At 65.8% G+C, this 16,904-nt stretch carries 18 protein-coding genes and 1 tRNA gene; 17 read left to right on the top strand and 2 right to left on the bottom strand.

Going from position 1 to position 16,904, the window contains the following annotated elements; genetic code table 11:
• Positions 1 to 141 precede the first annotated feature (141 nt).
• From BLP73_RS04035 to BLP73_RS03955, 17 genes are all read left to right on the top strand, one after another.
• Positions 142 to 420 (top strand): twin-arginine translocase TatA/TatE family subunit, encoded by a 279-nt coding sequence (locus tag BLP73_RS04035; RefSeq protein WP_090740548.1) that lies wholly within the window; start codon positions 142 to 144, stop codon positions 418 to 420.
• 20 nt (positions 421 to 440) lie between these two features.
• The gene (gene tatB / locus BLP73_RS04030) at positions 441 to 971 is read left to right on the top strand and encodes a Sec-independent protein translocase protein TatB (protein WP_090740546.1); all 531 of its coding nucleotides are present in this window, start codon (positions 441 to 443) and stop codon (positions 969 to 971) included.
• A gap of 1 nt (position 972) precedes the next feature.
• Positions 973 to 1,836: a twin-arginine translocase subunit TatC gene (tatC, locus tag BLP73_RS04025; RefSeq protein ID WP_090740543.1), complete on the top strand. Its 864-nt coding sequence runs from the start codon at positions 973 to 975 to the stop codon at positions 1,834 to 1,836.
• The gene (locus tag BLP73_RS04020) at positions 1,833 to 2,672 is read left to right on the top strand and encodes an ATP-binding protein (RefSeq protein WP_090740541.1); all 840 of its coding nucleotides are present in this window, start codon (positions 1,833 to 1,835) and stop codon (positions 2,670 to 2,672) included. Before tatC ends, BLP73_RS04020 begins: the two co-directional genes overlap by 4 nt.
• Before the next feature lie 48 nt (positions 2,673 to 2,720).
• A complete protein-coding gene (locus tag BLP73_RS04015) occupies positions 2,721 to 4,034 on the top strand; it encodes a short-chain fatty acyl-CoA regulator family protein (RefSeq protein WP_090740539.1) in 1,314 nt (437 codons plus the stop codon).
• Between the two features lie 72 nt (positions 4,035 to 4,106).
• A complete protein-coding gene (locus BLP73_RS04010) occupies positions 4,107 to 4,466 on the top strand; it encodes a response regulator transcription factor (protein ID WP_090740537.1) in 360 nt (119 codons plus the stop codon).
• Between the two features lie 30 nt (positions 4,467 to 4,496).
• A complete protein-coding gene (locus BLP73_RS04005) occupies positions 4,497 to 4,832 on the top strand; it encodes a hypothetical protein (RefSeq protein WP_245686543.1) in 336 nt (111 codons plus the stop codon).
• Complete coding sequence (locus tag BLP73_RS04000) at positions 4,822 to 7,485, top strand: ATP-binding protein (RefSeq protein WP_090740535.1); 2,664 nt, start codon at positions 4,822 to 4,824, stop codon at positions 7,483 to 7,485. The genes BLP73_RS04005 and BLP73_RS04000 overlap by 11 nt, the downstream gene beginning before the upstream one ends.
• A 59-nt stretch (positions 7,486 to 7,544) precedes the next feature.
• Entirely contained in the window at positions 7,545 to 8,696 is a 1,152-nt protein-coding gene (locus tag BLP73_RS03995) for a FliM/FliN family flagellar motor switch protein (protein WP_090740532.1), read from the top strand.
• An 87-nt stretch (positions 8,697 to 8,783) separates the two neighbouring features.
• Positions 8,784 to 9,002 (top strand): translation initiation factor IF-1, encoded by a 219-nt coding sequence (infA, locus tag BLP73_RS03990; protein WP_036636451.1) that lies wholly within the window; start codon positions 8,784 to 8,786, stop codon positions 9,000 to 9,002.
• A complete protein-coding gene (locus tag BLP73_RS03985; protein ID WP_090740530.1) occupies positions 8,999 to 9,631 on the top strand; it encodes a Maf family protein in 633 nt (210 codons plus the stop codon). The genes infA and BLP73_RS03985 overlap by 4 nt, the downstream gene beginning before the upstream one ends.
• Positions 9,628 to 10,683 (top strand): ribonuclease E/G, encoded by a 1,056-nt coding sequence (locus BLP73_RS03980; protein ID WP_090740528.1) that lies wholly within the window; start codon positions 9,628 to 9,630, stop codon positions 10,681 to 10,683. The genes BLP73_RS03985 and BLP73_RS03980 overlap by 4 nt, the downstream gene beginning before the upstream one ends.
• Complete coding sequence (locus BLP73_RS03975) at positions 10,683 to 10,853, top strand: DNA gyrase inhibitor YacG (protein ID WP_090740526.1); 171 nt, start codon at positions 10,683 to 10,685, stop codon at positions 10,851 to 10,853. Before BLP73_RS03980 ends, BLP73_RS03975 begins: the two co-directional genes overlap by 1 nt.
• A 71-nt stretch (positions 10,854 to 10,924) precedes the next feature.
• A tRNA-Phe gene (locus tag BLP73_RS03970) sits at positions 10,925 to 11,000 on the top strand.
• Between the two features lie 112 nt (positions 11,001 to 11,112).
• On the top strand, positions 11,113 to 12,357 hold the full coding sequence (locus tag BLP73_RS18930; protein WP_139165884.1) for a tyrosine-type recombinase/integrase: 1,245 nt from the start codon (positions 11,113 to 11,115) through the stop codon (positions 12,355 to 12,357).
• A gap of 239 nt (positions 12,358 to 12,596) precedes the next feature.
• On the top strand, positions 12,597 to 13,931 hold the full coding sequence (drt2, locus tag BLP73_RS03960; RefSeq protein ID WP_090740522.1) for an antiviral reverse transcriptase Drt2: 1,335 nt from the start codon (positions 12,597 to 12,599) through the stop codon (positions 13,929 to 13,931).
• 152 nt (positions 13,932 to 14,083) lie between these two features.
• On the top strand, positions 14,084 to 14,719 hold the full coding sequence (locus tag BLP73_RS03955) for a recombinase family protein (protein WP_090740732.1): 636 nt from the start codon (positions 14,084 to 14,086) through the stop codon (positions 14,717 to 14,719).
• 40 nt (positions 14,720 to 14,759) lie between these two features.
• Here the strand turns inward: BLP73_RS03955 and BLP73_RS18925 are convergent, their stop codons facing one another.
• Positions 14,760 to 15,455: a hypothetical protein gene (locus BLP73_RS18925; protein WP_139165883.1), complete on the bottom strand. Its 696-nt coding sequence runs from the start codon at positions 15,453 to 15,455 to the stop codon at positions 14,760 to 14,762.
• Between the two features lie 765 nt (positions 15,456 to 16,220).
• On the bottom strand, positions 16,221 to 16,817 hold the full coding sequence (locus BLP73_RS03945; protein ID WP_245686542.1) for a lipid-binding SYLF domain-containing protein: 597 nt from the start codon (positions 16,815 to 16,817) through the stop codon (positions 16,221 to 16,223).
• Between the last annotated feature and the right edge of the window lie 87 nt (positions 16,818 to 16,904).

Raw genomic sequence — 16,904 nt, 5'->3', positions numbered from 1 at the left:
GCGCTGCCAAGGCGGCGCGGGCGCGCAGGCGGGCGGGGGTCTGCACACGGCTTCGCGATCACGGAGAAGGGCTTTGCAATCACGCGTGCCAGCCCGTATCTGTGGGGCGCGGGCGAAGCTCGTCCGCTGATGGAGTTTCACATGCTGAACAATATCGGCCTTCCCGGCCTTCTTCTCATCGCGGTCGTCGTGCTGGTGCTGTTCGGGCGCGGCAAGATCTCGTCGCTGATGGGCGAGGTCGGCAAGGGCATCACCGCCTTCAAGCGGGGCGTCAAGGACGGCTCGGAAGAGGTCGAGACCGCGACGGACGACCTGCGCGACCCCGCGCTGCGCCGCGACCTGCCGGGCGAGCGTGCCCGCGACGTGACGCCGACGCCGAAGCCGCAGAGCACCACCACCACCTCGACCGACCACCGCTGATCCGCGAAAGGCGCTGAGCCATGCTGGACATCGGCTGGACCGAGCTGCTTCTGATCGGGGTCGTGGCGCTGATCGTGGTCGGGCCGAAGGACCTGCCGCACCTGTTCCATTCGCTTGGCCGGATCACCGCCAAGGCGCGGGGCATGGCGCGCGAGTTCAGCTCGGCCATGGAGGACGCGGCCAAGGGCGCGGGCCTTGACGAGGCGGCGGGCACGCTGCGCGACGTGAAGAGCCTGACCTCGAAGAAGGCGCTCGGCCTCGACGCGCTGGACCGCGCGACGGAGCGGTTCGAGAAATGGGACCCCAAGCGCCCGCAGCCGAAGCGCACCGCGCTGAAGCCCGACCCGGACGCCCCCGCCGCCGACGCACCCCCACCCCCCGCCGAGACGATCGCCAAGGCGAAGGCAACCGCCGAGGCCGCGCCTGCCCCGGCGACGGCGACGGCCGCAGCCGCCCCGATCGCCGGAACAGGTGCTGGCGCAGGCACGGGCAGTGGCACGGGCGCGCGGCGGCTGCACGCGGTTCGCCGCTCGGACATGAAAGACGACTGAGTTGGCCGGCAAGACCCCCCCGAAAGAAGAGATCGACGACAGCTCTGCCCCCCTGATCGAGCATCTGGCCGAGCTGCGCACCCGCATCATCTGGTCGCTGGTCGCCTTCATCATCGCGATGGTGCTGTGCTACACGGTCTGGAACCCGATCTACAACTTCCTGACCCAGCCCATCTGCGCCGCGCTGGAAGATCGCGGGCAGGAATGCGGCCTGATCCTGCTGAAGCTGCAGGAGGGCTTCTTCGTCGCCATCCGCATCTCGCTGCTGGGCGGCTTCGCGCTGTCCTTCCCGATCATCGGCTACCAGATGTGGCGCTTCGTGGCGCCGGGCCTCTACCGCAACGAGAAGCAGGCCTTCCTGCCCTTCCTCGTCGCCTCGCCGGTCATGTTCTTCGTCGGCGCGGCCTTCGCCTTCTACATCATCCTGCCGATGGCCTACGACTTCTTCCTGGCCTTTCAGCAGGGGCCGCTGCTGCTGCCAGACGATCCCGCCGCAGGCGCGACCCAGCCCGCGACGCCGATGGCCGCCATCGTCTTCCAGGGCTCGGTCGAGGAATACCTGTCGCTGACCACCAAGTTCATCATGGCCTTCGGCCTCAGCTTCCAGCTGCCCGTGCTGCTGACGCTGATGGGCAAGGCGGGGCTGGTCTCGGCCGAGGGGTTGGCCGGGGTGCGGCGCTACGCCGTGCTGGCGATCCTGGTGCTGGCGGCCATTGCCACGCCGCCGGACGTCATCTCTCAGGTCGTGCTCTTCACGGTGGTCTACGGCCTTTACGAGATCTCGATCCAGCTGGTCCGCCGCATCGAGAAGAAGCGCGAGGCCGAGCTGCGCGCCCAGGGCCTCTGGGTCGAGGACGAGCAGTGAGCGAGCCGCTCGAGCGCATCGCCGCCGCGCTCGAGCGGCTGGCGCCGCCTCCCGTGCCGGTGCCCGACTTCACCGGCGCCGAGGCCTATGTCTGGCACCCGGACCCCGACCGGCTTGAGCCGGTGCCGCAGGTCGCCCGCGTCGATCTGGTCCAGCTGATCGGCATCGACCGCGCCCGCCGCACGCTTTTGGAGAACACGCTGCAATTCGCACGCGGGCATGGCGCGAACAACGCCCTCCTCTGGGGCACGCGGGGCATGGGGAAGTCCTCGCTGGTCAAGGCGGTCCATGCCGAGGCGGTCGCGCAGGGCCTGCCGCTGGTGCTGGTCGAGATCGCGCGCGAGGATCTGGCCTCGGTCGGCCGGCTGCTGGCGCTCTTGGGCGCGCGGCCGGACAAGCGGTTCCTGCTCTTCGCGGACGATCTGTCCTTCAGCCATGACGACACGCAGTACAAGTCGCTGAAGGCGGTGCTGGATGGCGGGATCAGCGGACGGCCGGCGAACGTGATCCTCTACGCGACCTCGAACCGGCGCCACCTGATGCCGCGCGACATGATCGACAACGAGCGCGCCACCGCCATCCATCCCGGCGAGGCGGTCGAGGAGAAGGTCTCGCTGTCGGACCGCTTCGGGCTGTGGCTGGGCTTCCACCCCTGCAGCCAGGACGAATACCTCGCCATGATCGCCGGCTATTGCGACAGCTATGGGCTGGCCGTGGACCCGCAGCAGCTGCATGCCGAGGCGATCGAGTGGCAGGCGACGCGGGGCGCGCGTTCGGGGCGGGTGGCGTGGCAGTTCTTCACCGACCTTGCGGGCCGTCACGGGATCGCCGTCTAAGCGCAGGATTTCCTTGCCCAAGGCAAGCGGGCGGGCTTTCATCACCCCATGAGCGATCGCAGCGGCCCCCATGTCCTGACCGGCACCCGCATCCGCGAGCGGCGGCTGGCGCTGTCGCGGCGGCAGGCGCAGCTGGCACGGGCCGTAGGCATCTCGCCGGCCTATCTGAACCTCATCGAGCACAACCGCCGTCCCGTCAGCCCCGAACTGGTCAGCCGCCTCGCCGGCGAGCTTCAGGTTCCCCCCGAGGAGCTGGCGCAGGGTCGCGAGGAGGCGCGCATCGCGGCCCTGCGCGAGGCCGCCGCACAGCCCCTGCCCGAGGCGCAGGCGGCCGAGCTGGACCAGGCCGCCGAGTTCATCGCCCGCTATCCGGGCTGGTCGCAGCTGCTGGTCGGCCATGCCCGCCGCGCCGCCGCGCTGGAGCGGCAGCTGACGACCCTCAGCGAACGGATGACGCGCGATCCCTACCTGCTGACCACGCTGCACGAGGTGCTGTCGGCCGTGACCTCGCTGCGCTCCACCGCCTCGATCCTCGTCGAGGAAGAGGACATTCCGGCCGACTGGCGACGGCGCTTCCACGGCAACCTCAACGAGGACAGCCAGCGCCTGTCGGTGACGGCGCAATCGCTCGTCGCATATCTCGACAGTTTCGAGACCGAGGCCGCGCCGCTGACCCCGCAGGAGGAGGTGGAGCAGTGGCTGGAGGCTGGCGCCCTCGAGGATGCGGCGCTGGCCTCGGACGCTGCCCGCGCGATGGCCGCGCGGCTGGCGATGCGGATGCAGGACGACCGCGACGCGCTGCCCGATTTGCGCCTTGCCGCTGCCGCGACAGGGCAAGAGGGCGCGGGCGTGCCGGACCCGGTGATGATGGCGGAGGGCCTGCGGGTGCCGCTGGATCTTCTGCTGCGGCGGCTGGCGATGCTGCGCCCGCCCGGTTTCGAGAGCGCGGGGCTGCTGGCTTGCGACGCCTCGGGCACACTGACCTTCCGCCGCGCCGCCCCTGGCTTCCCGCTGCCCCGGCCGGGCGAAAGCTGCCCGCTCTGGCCGCTCTACGAGGCGCTGGCCGCGCCGGGCGCGGCGCTTCAGCGGCAGGTCGTCACGCCTGACGGGCGCCGCTTCTGGACGCTCAGCCTCGCCGCGCGCCGTCAACCGCAGGGAATGTCGGGGCCGGTGCTGATCGAGGGGCTGATGCTGGTCCTGCCGGAGCCGGGGGCGGCACGGGCCGACGCCACCGCCATCGGGCCGACCTGCCGCATCTGCCCGCGCCGGGACTGCCCGGCCCGGCGCGAGCCGTCAATCCTCGCGCCAGCCACGGCGGCAGGGATGCGCGCGGGCATCACGAACCTGCCGGACGGTCGATGAGACCACGGATGCTTTGACATCGCGACGCTTTCTGCCGCATCATCAACGCGCTTTGGGGGAGGCGCGTGTCAGATGGGTCTGGACATCCTGATGATCGAGGACGAGCCGAACATCGCCGAGGCGGTGCGCTTCATCATGACCCGCGAGGGCTGGCAGTTCGGCCTGCATCACGACGGCGCCGGCGGCATCGAGGAGATCGAGCGCCACCGCCCGCGCCTCGTGATCCTGGACCTGATGCTGCCCAACCGCTCGGGGACCGAGATCCTGTGCGACCTGCGCGCGGCCGAGGATCCGGCCCTCGCCGCGACGCCGGTGCTGATGCTGACCGCCCGCGGCGAGACGACCGAGGCCGGAAGCGGCGCCGACGCCGTCCTTGCCAAGCCCTTCGCGAACGAGGACCTGCGGGCGCTGGTCCGCCAGATGCTGTCATGACACGGCAGGCGGTTGCGGCGGGGCAGGGCCATGCCTGACCGGCCGCTGTTCCTGGAACGCGCGTCGTTCCACCGCCGACGGCTTGGCGACGCCGCGCGCGTGCTGCCGGTGCTGGCGACGCTGCTCTTGCTGCTGCCGGTCTGGTGGGTGCCGCGCTCGGTCAGCTATGCAGGCGGGGCGGTGTGGTTCTTCGCGCTCTGGGCCGGGCTGATCGTCGCGATCTGGGCGCTGCACCGGGCGCTGCTGCGGGCCGAGGCCGCGACCGTCCGCGCCAGCGAGGCCGCCGCCGCGCAGGTCGCCCCGCGCGACGGGCTTGCGGGGCGCCGGCCGTCAGGTGAGGCGGAGCGCGGCCCCGATGCCCTTTGAGACGTTGCTCGCGAGCTGCCTGGCCTATGTCGTCCTGATGTTCGGCGTCGCCTTTGCGGCCGACCGCGCGGCGGCGCGCGGCCATGTGCGCTGGCTCGACCATCCGCTGGTCTACACGCTCTCGCTCTCGGTCTACTGCTCGGCCTGGACCTTCTACGGCGCTGTCGGCTACGCCTCGCGCTCGGGGCTGGAGTTCCTGACCATCTATCTCGGCCCGACCATCGTCTTCACCGGCGCGTGGTGGGGGCTGCGCCGCCTCGTGCGCGTGGCGCGGATGCACCATGTGACTTCGGTCGCCGACCTGATCTCGGCCCGCTTCGGCAAGTCGAACCGCCTCGCCGGCCTCGTCACGCTGATCGCCGTCATCGCCTCGACCCCCTACATCGCGTTGCAGCTGCAATCGGTGAGCCTGTCCTTCGAGGTCTTCGCCACCGACACGCCCTACGGGCCGACGCTGAACGGCAACACGCTCGGCGGCACCGCGCTGTGGGTGGCGGCGGGGCTGGCGCTGTTCACCATCCTCTTCGGCACGCGCAACCTGGCCGCGGACGAGCGGCACCACGGGGTTGTCACCGCCATCGCCCTTGAAGCGGTGGTCAAGCTGGTCGCCTTCCTGACCCTTGGCGTCTTCGTCGTCTGGTGGCTGGCCGACGGACCGGCCGACATCCTGGACCGCATCGCGGCCGCCGCCGCCGAGCCGCAGAACGCGGAGGGCTGGGCCCTCAGGGCCGATCGCTGGACGGCGCTGAACATCGTCTCGGCCGCGGCCATCCTGACCCTGCCGCGCATGTTTCAGGTCATGGTCGTCGAGGCCGCCGACGAAGAGCGGCTGAACACGGCAGGCTGGGCCTTTCCGGCCTATCTCTTCGCCATGTCGCTCTTCGTGCTTCCGATCGCGGTGATGGGGCGCGAGCTGCTGCCGGCCGCGGCCAACCCCGATCTCTACATGCTGACGCTGCCCGCCTCGCAGGGGCAGAACTGGCTGGCGTTGCTGGTCTTTCTCGGCGGCTTCTCGGCGGCGACCTCGATGGTGGTGGTCTGCGCCATCGCGGTGGCGACGATGGTCTCGAACCACTGGCTGGTGCCGGTCTGGCTGGCGCTGCGCCGCCCGCAGGGGGGCGAGGACGCGGACGACCTGCGCGGCTTCGTGCTGAACGCCCGGCGCTTGGCGATCCTGGCCGTCACCGGCGCGGGCTGGCTCTACTACCACGCCTCGGGCGGCACGGCGGCGCTGGCGGCGATGGGCCTTGTGGCCTTCGCGGGCATGGCGCAGGTGCTGCCGGCGATGATCGGCGGGCTGCTCTGGCGCGGGGCGAACCGCAAGGGCGCCTATGCCGGGATCGGCTGCGGCGCGGCGCTGTGGATCGCGCTGATCTTCCTGCCCTCGATCGGCGTTGGCGGCGACATTCCCCTGCCGTCGGGCGTCGATCCCTGGACCTTCGCCGTCTTCCTGTCGCTGTCGATGAACATCCTGGCCTTCATCGGCGTGTCGATCTTCGGCTTTCCCGACCCGGTCGAGCGGCTGCAGGGCCTGTCCTTCGTGTCGGCGGTCGAGCCGATCCGCCACAGCCGCATGACCCGCGGCGAGGGCCGCGCCGAGCCGCTTCTGGCGATGGCCCGCCGGGTCTGGGGCCCCGAGGAGGCGCTGCGCTATTTCCGCGACGAGGCGCATGCGCAGGGCAAGACCGGCTACCTGCCGGACCTGACCCCGCGCTTTCTGACGCGGCTCGAGCGGCGGCTTGGCGGGTCGATCGGCTCGGCGACCGCCCATGCCATGATCGACCGCGTGGCGGGGGGCGTCGCGCTGACCGTCTCGGACCTTCTGCAGGTCGCGGACGAGGCGCAGCGCGCCAAGGAAGAGACGCAGCGGCTGGAGAGCGCGCGGGCCGAACTGGCGCGCACCGCCCTGCAACTGCGCGAGGCCAATGACAAGCTGACCGCCCTCTCGGTGCAGAAGGACGCCTTCCTCAGCCAGATCAGCCACGAACTGCGCACGCCCATGACCTCGGTCCGGGCGTTTTCGGAGATCCTCAAGGACCCGACGCTCACGCATGAAGAACGCAGCCGTTTCGCCGGGATCATCCATGACGAGGCCGGGCGGCTGACGCGGCTTCTGGACGACCTTCTGGACCTCTCGGTGCTGGAAAGCGGGCGGGCGCAGCTGTCCGTTACGGCCGTCAACCTGCACGACCTGATCAGCCGCGCGCTCTCGGCCGCCTCGGCCACGCGGCCCGAGCGCAGCTTCCTGATCGACCGCGACGTCGCCTCCGAGCATGTCGGCATCATCACCGACGCGGACCGGCTGTTGCAGGTGCTGATCAACGTCATCTCGAACGCGCGGAAGTACTGCGACGCGGACCGGCCCATGCTGCACATCCGCGTCACCCGCCCGGCCGAGGGCGGGACGGTCATTAACATCATGGACAATGGCAGCGGCATCGACAGCAGCCGGCAGTCGCTGATCTTCGAGAAATTCGCCCGGCTGAATGATCCGGCGCGGGCCGGCGGCGCGGGCCTCGGCCTCGCGATCTGCCGCGAGATCATGGCGGTCCTCGGCGGCGACATCGCCTATCTGCCGGGCCTTGGCGGCGCTGCCTTCCGCATCAGCCTGCCGCAGCGCCCGCCGGTCGAGCTGCCGCAGGCCGTCGCGTAACGGTTTATCAACCCTTCCTTGCGAATCTGGCCGGGACAGCAGCGCGATTCGGACGGACCATGACCAGCCAGCAGACGGATGCGGAACAGGACGCCATGTCCGGTGCAGGGGGGGTCTTGCGGCAGTTGCTGGCACGGCGGCAGGCCGAGACGAAGCGCGGCCGCCCGCCCGAGCTGCCGCGGCAGACGCCCAGCACCCCTTCGCGCGCGGCGGCGACCGCCTTCGGGCGCGTGGCCGAACGGCTGCACGCGCTGCCCGTCCAGCCGCTCGACGTGACCGCCGGCGCGCTGACGCTGGCCGAACTGATCGAGCTGCTGCCCGATCGCCCGCTCCTGGGCATCCTGCAGGGGCCAGGGGAGACGCTCGGCGCCGTCGCGCTTTGCCCCGAGGCGGTGACGGCGCTGATCGAGATCCAGACCCTGGGCCGCGTCACCACGCGCGAGGGCGAGCGGCGGCGCCCCACGCGCAGCGAGGCGCTGCTCTGCACCGACTTCATCAACGCCCTCCTGACCGAGCTGCGCGAGGAATTGTGCAGCCTGCCCGGTTTCGAGAGCATGGGCGCGTTCCGCTTCGTCACTGCCGTCGACGAGGCACGCAGCCTGTCGCTGCTGCTGGACCATGACGCCTTCCGCAGCCTCGATTTCCAGATGCGCCTCGGCGCCCCCGCCAGCCGGGACGGCCGCCTGCTGCTGGCGCTGCCGCAGCCCGAGACGCAATCCCGCCCGGCCCCGACAGCCGCGCCCACCGCCATCCCCCAGCTGGAAGCCCCGTCCGAGGCGCCAGCGGCGGGCGCGGCCGAGCCCGAGGACATCGCCTCGGCCGTGCGCGAGGCCTCGGTCGAGGTCGTCGGCGTGCTCTGCCGCCGCCGCATTACTCTGGGCGAGCTGCGCGCGCTGACCGAGGGCCGGCTTCTGATGCTGCCCCGCGCCCGGCTGACCGATGCCCGGGTCGAGACGGTGGATGGCCAGCTTCTGGCGCAGGGGCGCCTCGGCGAGGCGGCGGGCTGCCACGCGATCCGCCTCGGCGCGCCTGCCGAGGAGGCTGCTTCCCTTCATGCAGGGGGCGCTATGCTGGACGGCATCGGCGGGCCCGCGGCGGGCTTCGTCCCCGGCCTGCTGCCGGAGGGGGACGATCCCTTCCGCCTGCAGATGGGGGACGGCGGGGGGCTCGGCGGCGACCTCGATCTGCCCGAAGGTCGCATTGCCAGCTGAGCAGGCGCTTTTTCCTTGAAATTCCTGCCGTGCGGTCGCATCTAACCCCGGTCCCGAATCCTGCGGGACGTTCATGATGGAGTGACCATGGCCAAGGAAGAAATGCTCGAATTCCCCGGTGTCGTTAAGGAACTCCTGCCCAATGCGACATTCCGGGTCGAGCTGGAAAACGGCCATGAGATCATCGCGCATATGGCAGGAAAGATGCGGAAGAACCGCATCCGCGTTCTCGCGGGGGACAAGGTGCAGGTCGAGATGAACACCTACGACCTGTCCAAGGGACGCATCAACTATCGCTTCAAGTGACGCCCGATCCCGCAGCTGAGGCCGGCGCATGTCCGGCCACGCGGCCGCGGCTGATCCTCGGCTCGGCCAGCCCTCGCCGGCTTGAGCTTCTCGCGCAGATCGGCATCCGGCCCGACGCCCTGCGCCCCGCCGACATCGACGAGACACCGCATCGCGGCGAGACGGCGCGCGACTATGTCCGCCGCATGGCCACTGAGAAGGCCGAGGCGCTGCCTCTGGCCGATGACGAGCTGCTGCTGACCGCGGACACGACCGTCAGCGTCGGCCGCCGCATCCTCGGCAAGCCCGCGGACCGGGCGGAGGCCGCCGCCTTCATGCGGCTCATGTCGGGGCGCCGGCACCTGGTCCTGACCGCGCTGGCCCTGCGGCAGGGCGGCCGGACGCGCCTGCGCCTGGTGGAGACCCGGGTGCGGATGCGCCCCATCGAGCCTGCCGCGCTCGAGCGCTATCTCGACATTGGCGACTGGCAGGGCAAGGCCGGCGCCTACGCCATCCAAGGCGCCGCCGCGGCCTTCATCCCGTGGATTGAAGGTTCGTTCTCGGCCGTCGTGGGCCTGCCCTTGGCCGAGACCGCCGCCATGCTTGCCGCCGCGGGCATCCTGCCCGAAACCCAAGGAGACGCCGCATGAAAGGTCGCCAGGTCGTTCTGGGACGCCTCTTCGGCAGGGAAGCTGCCGCCCTGATGGAGGACGGCCAGCTCGTCGACCTTCTGGCCGACATCTCGCCCCTGACTCCGCTTGCGCCCGGCGCGATCTGCCGCGGCGTGGCCGAGCGGCTCATGAAGGGGCAGGGCGGGATCTTCGTGCGCCTGCCCGAGGGCCAGACCGGCTATCTGCGCGACCGTCGGGGGATTGCCGAGGGCAAGCCGCTGCTGGTGCAGGTGGCCGGAGTCGCCGAGCCCGGCAAGGCGATCCCGCTGACGACGCGGCTGATCTTCCGCGGCCGCCACGCGCTGGTGACCCCCGATGCGCCGGGCGTGAACGTCTCGCGCAAGATCCGGGAGGCGGAGGAGCGCGCGCTGCTCGAGGCGCTCGGTACCGCCGCGCTTGATGGGCGCAGCCACGGCCTGATCCTGCGCAGCGCCGCGGAACTGGCCGAGGAGGACGAGATCGCCGCGGAACTGGCGCAGCTGCTGGACCTGGCGGACGGCGTCTGCGCCGAGGGCGAGGGCGGACCCGAGCTGCTGCTGGACGCCGCTTCCCCCTGGGAGCAAGCCTGGACCGAATGGGCCGAGCCCGCACCCGATGCCGTCGAGGAGGGCGAGGACAGCTTCGCCCGCTGCGGCGTTCTGGAGGCCGTGGACGCGCTGCTCTCGCCGCGCGTGCCCTTCGGCGCCGGGGCCGGCGACGCCGTGATCGAGGCGACGCGCGCCCTCGTCGCGGTCGATGTGAACACCGGCAATGACAGCTCGCCCGCCGCCGCGCTGAAGGCCAACATCGCGCTGGCCCGCGATCTGCCGCGCCAGCTGCGGCTGCGGGGCCTGGGCGGGCAGGTGGTGATCGACTTCGCCCCGATGCCCAAGCGCGACCGCGCGACGCTGGACCAGGTGCTGTCGGCCGCCTTCCGCGCCAGCGGCACCGAGACGACGCTGGTCGGCTGGACCGCGATGGGCCTTTACGAGCTGAGCCGCAAGCGGGACCGCGTGCCGCTGGCACGCCTCGCCGCGGCGGGAGCGGGCTGATGGCCTGTCCGATCTGCGGCAAGCCCCGCACCGAGCGCTACCGCCCGTTCTGCTCGAAACGCTGCGCGGATGTGGACCTGGCGAAGTGGCTGCGGGGCGATTACGCCATCCCGGGCCCGCCGCTGGAAGATCTTCCGGGCGAGGCGGACGAGGGGCCGGAAAAATCCTGAGATTGGGTCTGGACAGCGCCCGGCACGCCGCATAAACACCGCCTACCCGATGCCGGATGGCGTCACACGGGGCCCGGATAGCTCAGTTGGTAGAGCAGCGGATTGAAAATCCGCGTGTCGGCGGTTCAAATCCGTCTCCGGGCACCATACAACCTATTGAATTAGCGTGTTGTTTGTGGTTTCGTCGGCCTACCGGACTGACCACGATTTCCTTAGACACTGTTAGACACAGATTCAGTCCGTTTCTTTGGATTTACCTGTGACACGCAACCAGAAAATTGACCTTATTCAGATCAGACGCGGCGTCGCCATCTATCGAGTTGGGCGCAGCCCCTACTGGCACGTAAGGATCTACAACTCAGCTACAAAGAAGTATGTTGTGCGGTCGACGCGCGAGACTGGAAGGGTTGCTGCAAAACTTGCGGCTGAGGAACTGGTCAGTGCACTGGCGGCTCAGGGTCACTTCAAGCCGCAGCCACTGCTAGAGAGCCGAACGTCATTTGATTACTTTTCCCAGCGCGTGCTCCGAGCGGGGACGGGATCAAGCAAAAAATTTGCAGCGCGGGATGACGAACGCATTCTTCTTCGTCCAGTAGATGGTCTTGTTGCACACTTTGGACAGTTGGACATCCGCACGATCAAAACGTCGGCTGTGCGCGATTACCTGCAGTCGTTGAACGAGAGAAGAGCGGCGCCGCTAAGCGATTCAACTCTTGCGAAGCATGTGATTGTGATCCGGAAGGTGTTCAATGAAGCTGTGGAGGATGGGACGCTCTCTACCGTCCCGGCTCTTCCAAGACAGACATCACGTCCTCGCCCGCGGCCATCCTTCAGTGATGAAGACTATAAGCTTCTGCTTGCCACCGCACGTGCTGAAGCGAGCCTGGGAGCCCTAGTGATGGGGCGCCGCATTACGATGGAACTTCCAAACCTCATTGAGTTCATGGTCGGCAGTTTCGTGCGGCCACTTGAGTCTGAGTTGTTCTCGCTGCGTCTCAGCGACATTGAGATAAAGGAGCACCCGAAGGCTCTTCATCTGTCGATTCACGATGGTAAGAACGGCGCCAGGACCACCGTCACAATGCCGGAATGCGTTGATACATATCACCGACAGATCAAGCTGGCTGGCGCTACATCGCCCGACCAGTTCCTCTTCTTCCCGCACTTGCTTAACCGTTCTCTCGCGGTCACTGCAGCTAGGCAGATGTTCAACCACGTCCTTGGGAAAGCGGCCCTGAAGACGGACCCGCGAGGGGAGGCCAGGCAACTTTACTCACTCCGTCACTACAGCATTCAGAAACGGATCACTGGGTCAGGCGGGGTGGTTAACATCTACACGCTTGCGAAGAATGCCGGGACAAGCGTTGAGATGATCGAAAAGTTCTACGCGAAGTTCCTTGCCCCTTCGTCAGCGATGATCGAGAACCTTCATTTTGAGCGCGTAGCAGATCCCCCAGCGACACCGCCCCTCGTGGATGATGAAAAAGTTGCTACCACCCCTTGAAGTCATAACTAGGCGACGCCACGTAAGTTGTGCTCTGGGACTTTGGGCCCGGATGAACCGTGTTAAGGACCGCAAGCGCGAACTGCGCCAGCATCCGGGTGGCCGTGCATCTGCACATCGGGCATCCTTCCACACACATCGTGGTCATATCATACCACGCCAGGTTTATTCCGAACCGTCTGCGAAGTAAGGCGGGAGTTAGGTTCAAAGAGCCCGGGCAGTTGACGAACGGAGTCGCTATGCCCGGGTTTTACCTGCCTACTCACGATGAATATGATCCCTCACAAGACGATTTCGTCGCGCCGTTTGTGACGAAGGAGCGCAAGTATCGTCACTTCGATCTTCCGCTATCAGAGAAGGATCGCCAAAGAACTTATGACTTCACGTCTGAGGCCACGCGACATCGGTTTTATCCGTTGCTGGGGTTCACGGACACGACTTGGAAGGTCACAAGGAATGCCGCGAAAGACGTCGTAAAGAAGAAGAAGGAGCGGCCCATCAGGTATTCAGCGCATGCCGACGCTGCCTACCTTCAGGCCTACGCAGAGCATCTTAACGAGGTCTACGAGCAGGCACTTTCTTCTGATCAAACTACAGCGTCCGTGCTGGCCTACAGAAGATCAGGCGGGAGTAACATCCATCACGCTCGATCTTTGTTTGCCGAAATCGCTGAACGGGGTGACTGCCAAGTCATCTGCATGGACATCAGTGGCTTCTTCGACATGCTGGATCACAGCCACCTTAAAGATGAGCTTCTGTCCCTTCGTGGGGCGGGGCGTCTTCTCGGACACGACTGGACGGTCTACCAGTTTATGACCCGTTACGCATGGGTGGAGACAAGCGATATTGAGGCAGTCTTAGGTAAAGACCGAAAGCGTCAGGGACGGATCTGCTCGCCCGACGACTTCAGGGAGCATGTGCGGGGCAGGTCAGATGGCTTGGTCCGGATGCACGAACTAAGCTATGGTATTCCCCAGGGGACACCGCTTTCCGGCTTGTATGCAAACATTTACATGCGGACCTTTGACCGGCAACTTCTCGAACTGGCTCGGTCACTTGGCGGATCTTACCGGCGATATTCGGACGACATTGCAGTGGTGCTGCCGCGTGGGATCAAACGACGCCACGTGGTCGCAGTCGTGGAAAAGGCACTTGCAGACTACCACCTCCCGCTCTCGGTGGAGAAGACAGAAGCGGCTGAGTTCCACCAGGGCTTGTTGGTTGGAAGTAGACCCATCCAGTATCTCGGCTTCACCTATGACGGGCAGAGGACGCTGATCCGACCATCTTCCATCGACGCATACTGCCGCAAGATGAGGCGCGGCATCCATGCAAAGCTTGTAGCCGCAAAGTCGCGCGGGATACCTTCTTTCTCCGTCTACAAGCGCGACCTGATGAGCCGATACACTCACAAGGGCAAGGGTCGGAACTTTATCCGATACGCTTATCGATCTTCCGACCTGATGGGAACGGAAGCAATCCGGCATCAGGTGAGAAACCATCTGCGGTGGTTCAACAACGCCTGGGAGCGCGAGGTAGAGGCCGTGTATGGCGGGCTCGTATCATCTAAGTGATGGCGTCCGCTCTCTCTCACCTGCTGTAAAATGCCCATGGGGGTATGCCTTTATGGGCAGGTCTAGAGAATGTTGAGAAGGTGCCCAAGAGGGTTGCTTCTCTTTTGTGGGCGCGCTATTAAATGGGCATGACCTTAACGGGCGGGTGCCACATGTCTCGAACTATCCTCTACGCACGTGTCTCTACGCTGGACCAGGTGATCGAACATCAGCGGCAACAAGCCGAAGCTGCGGGCTTCAACATTGATGAGGTGGTTGCAGATCACGGCGTGTCTGGCACTACCACTTTGCTTTCTGAACGATCAGAAGGACGAAGACTATTCGATCTGCTTCGACATGGTGACGTATTGGTGGTTCGCTGGGTCGACAGGCTTGGGAGGAACTATGACGACGTGACTGACACAATCAGGCGTTTCATGAAGCGCGGCGTTGTCATCAAGACCGTCATCAACAAGCTGACCTTTGACGGCGCAACTACCGACCCGATGCAGCAGGCTGTCCGAGATGCTATGATCGCGTTCATGGCGGCGACAGCCCAGGCGCAAGCAGAGGCCACTAAAGAGGCGCAACGGGCAGGGATCATGGCCGCTAGGACGCGCGAGCCAAGCAAATATCGCGGCCGGAAACCTAGCTTCAATCGGCAGCAGCTGACGCTGATGCGGGATATGGTGGCGCGAGGTGAGGGAATGTCCGCAATCGCAAGGGCGACCGGTCTGACGCGGCAGACTGTCCAGCGGCTACGTAATGACTTCACAGCGGCTGAAGCCCTGCTTGAGCGTTGGGTCTGATGTATTCCTGCCCGGGTCAACCGGACCTAAGTTTTTTACTCTAGGAGGGCCGGGGGCGGCGAAAGACTTTGAAGTGGTTGCTCGTGTTTAGCTCACCTAAGATCAGGTCGCGCTTCTTCTCAAGCCGCTCGCGAACATGCTTGGGGTAGCTGTGGCGCATATCAAACGGAAGATAAATCCCAAGGCCCGTTGTCGCGGATACTCGAACTTCCTCTTTCTGAGCATAGCTGACCCAGCGGCTGAGCGCTAATGCGGATCCATCTGCCTCACGTCGCTTGTTGCGGTCGAAGCGGGTGACAGAGACGACGCTTGCAACGTTCCTTGGCAGCAAGTAGCGGCTGTGAACTAGTTCGATAGCCGCAGAGGTCAGTTGTTCAATCAGTTCCTGATACTGATGGTCAGTCATGCCATGCGGGCAGAAGATCATTCCGTGACAGTGCACCTGTGTTGGGTCTCTGTCTGCGCCTGTGAACTTGCTGCCATTTACGTCTAGATACGATGCCAGTCCAGAAGCGGGATGCGCTGGACACTTGAGGCCAATGCTTTCAAGGAACTGTTCTACTTTGCCGAACATAGTCCGGCAAAGCTGCTCATGCTGAGCAGGTCCAGTGAGATGGACAGTGAAGATCAGACACCGTTCATCGAGTTGTGAATGCGACTTCATCCCGGCTGCAGCTGCTGCTATTCCTTCGTTTACCAGCTTATACTGCTGTGTTTTTTCATTGAAAAATTTCATGCTATCTCCTTTATCGTTTTTCCATAGCTATACCTTCGCCTGAAAAGGCGTTGTTGAATGTGACGGGAGGCTTGGCGATGGCGGCTCACGAGGTCCCGCAGGACAACTATCTTGCCATCTAGGTCAGGAAGAACCCTAGTAGTTCTGTTTCTTGAGACAAATAATGCTTCTCATCGACGAGAAAACCTTCTTTCATCTCTCTGTTCATCATAAATATCAATGCACTAGTCATCGAAAGGTTCTTCCTTGCACAGCTTTCCCTGAAGTCGTGCTTCAGCTGGCTGGGCAGTCGAATATGTAGGTCATCCATTCGCCAGATCTCCGTTTGTCTATAATCTATTTATACGCGTGTTCATGATATGTTCGCAGGTATTTTGACTTCTTCGACTTTTTTTCGTCGTTGATCCTCATCCCGCGCACGTTCTATTTATGCTATTTCGGTTAGCTAACGGTCGATCTGAAGCTGTCTCTACTCAGGTCGGGGACAGGCCCAGAACACGGTCGCGATTCCTTACAAATATTGGGGAGCCGGTCCACATCTCGGCTAAAATACTTAGACACTAAAACCTAGACACATCAGCTAAGTTACTGAAATACGGACGTTCATGACGGATTGAAAATCCGCGTGTCGGCGGTTCAAATCCGTCTCCGGGCACCATCTTCTTCCACCATCTTGAATAGCAGAAGCGCCCGCAGGCCGTGGGCGGTCCGCGAGCTTCCAGGTTGTCTTCGCTTGTCTCGGTGCGGCGCCCCGAGACGCCGGCCTCAGTAAGCCGGCGTGCCGCCCATGCCGAAGGCGATCTCGGGCAGGGTGGAGGGGATGACGCGGTTGTACTTCGTCCCTTCGATGGCGGCGCCGGCCATGAGGCCCGCCTGCCCGAAGATCATCGCCACCACCGGGAACTGCGCGCTGAACGTATCGGCGCCGATCGCCATGCCGCGGTCGGGCATCGCGTAGAAGGCGCCCGCCCCGGCGACCCAGCCAGGCGCGCCGCGGAATGCCGCCAGCGCCTCGTCGGTCTGGAAGATCAGGACATGCGCGTATTGCTGCGCCCCGGCCTGCAGCCCGACCGTCGCCCGCGTCGCGGAATAGTAGTCGACCGTCTGCCCGCCGATCCTCAGCGCGCCCTGACCGTAGGCGCCGCCGATCCCGAGCGCGGCCTCGGTCATCAGCGGCATGTAGAGAACGCCGCGGGCATTCTGCACCACGGGGGCTGCGGCGGGGTAGGCGCTGACCAGGTACTGGTGCGTCTCGTCCACCCGCGCGTCCAGCTGCGCCGCACCGTTGGTGCCGACAGCGTTCGTGCAGCCGCCCAGGGCCAGCATCGCCGCGCCGCCGACCAGCAGGCCACGGCGAGTCATCATCATGGAATTGCTCATCTTCCGCCCTCGTTACGATCGCCGGGTTCTGACAGGCCCGTTGCGGCAGATGATAGCGGCACGGCCGTC

The organism is Paracoccus tibetensis (assembly GCF_900102505.1).
GTDB classification, from domain to species: Bacteria; Pseudomonadota; Alphaproteobacteria; order Rhodobacterales; family Rhodobacteraceae; genus Paracoccus; species Paracoccus tibetensis.
The sequence above is the reverse complement of the archived record's forward strand: the minus strand, read 5'-3'. Positions and strand labels throughout refer to the sequence as shown.

Coding starts and splice junctions, on each gene's coding strand:
- BLP73_RS04035 (WP_090740548.1), top strand. CDS start 142: ATGCTGAACAATATCGGCCTTCCCGGCCTTCTTCTCATCGCGGTCGTC.
- tatB (WP_090740546.1), top strand. CDS start 441: ATGCTGGACATCGGCTGGACCGAGCTGCTTCTGATCGGGGTCGTGGCG.
- BLP73_RS04015 (WP_090740539.1), top strand. CDS start 2,721: ATGAGCGATCGCAGCGGCCCCCATGTCCTGACCGGCACCCGCATCCGC.
- BLP73_RS04010 (WP_090740537.1), top strand. CDS start 4,107: ATGGGTCTGGACATCCTGATGATCGAGGACGAGCCGAACATCGCCGAG.
- BLP73_RS04005 (WP_245686543.1), top strand. CDS start 4,497: ATGCCTGACCGGCCGCTGTTCCTGGAACGCGCGTCGTTCCACCGCCGA.
- BLP73_RS04000 (WP_090740535.1), top strand. CDS start 4,822: ATGCCCTTTGAGACGTTGCTCGCGAGCTGCCTGGCCTATGTCGTCCTG.
- BLP73_RS03995 (WP_090740532.1), top strand. CDS start 7,545: ATGACCAGCCAGCAGACGGATGCGGAACAGGACGCCATGTCCGGTGCA.
- infA (WP_036636451.1), top strand. CDS start 8,784: ATGGCCAAGGAAGAAATGCTCGAATTCCCCGGTGTCGTTAAGGAACTC.
- BLP73_RS03980 (WP_090740528.1), top strand. CDS start 9,628: ATGAAAGGTCGCCAGGTCGTTCTGGGACGCCTCTTCGGCAGGGAAGCT.
- BLP73_RS03975 (WP_090740526.1), top strand. CDS start 10,683: ATGGCCTGTCCGATCTGCGGCAAGCCCCGCACCGAGCGCTACCGCCCG.
- drt2 (WP_090740522.1), top strand. CDS start 12,597: ATGCCCGGGTTTTACCTGCCTACTCACGATGAATATGATCCCTCACAA.
- BLP73_RS03955 (WP_090740732.1), top strand. CDS start 14,084: ATGTCTCGAACTATCCTCTACGCACGTGTCTCTACGCTGGACCAGGTG.
- BLP73_RS18925 (WP_139165883.1), bottom strand. CDS start 15,455: ATGAAATTTTTCAATGAAAAAACACAGCAGTATAAGCTGGTAAACGAA.
- BLP73_RS03945 (WP_245686542.1), bottom strand. CDS start 16,817: ATGACTCGCCGTGGCCTGCTGGTCGGCGGCGCGGCGATGCTGGCCCTG.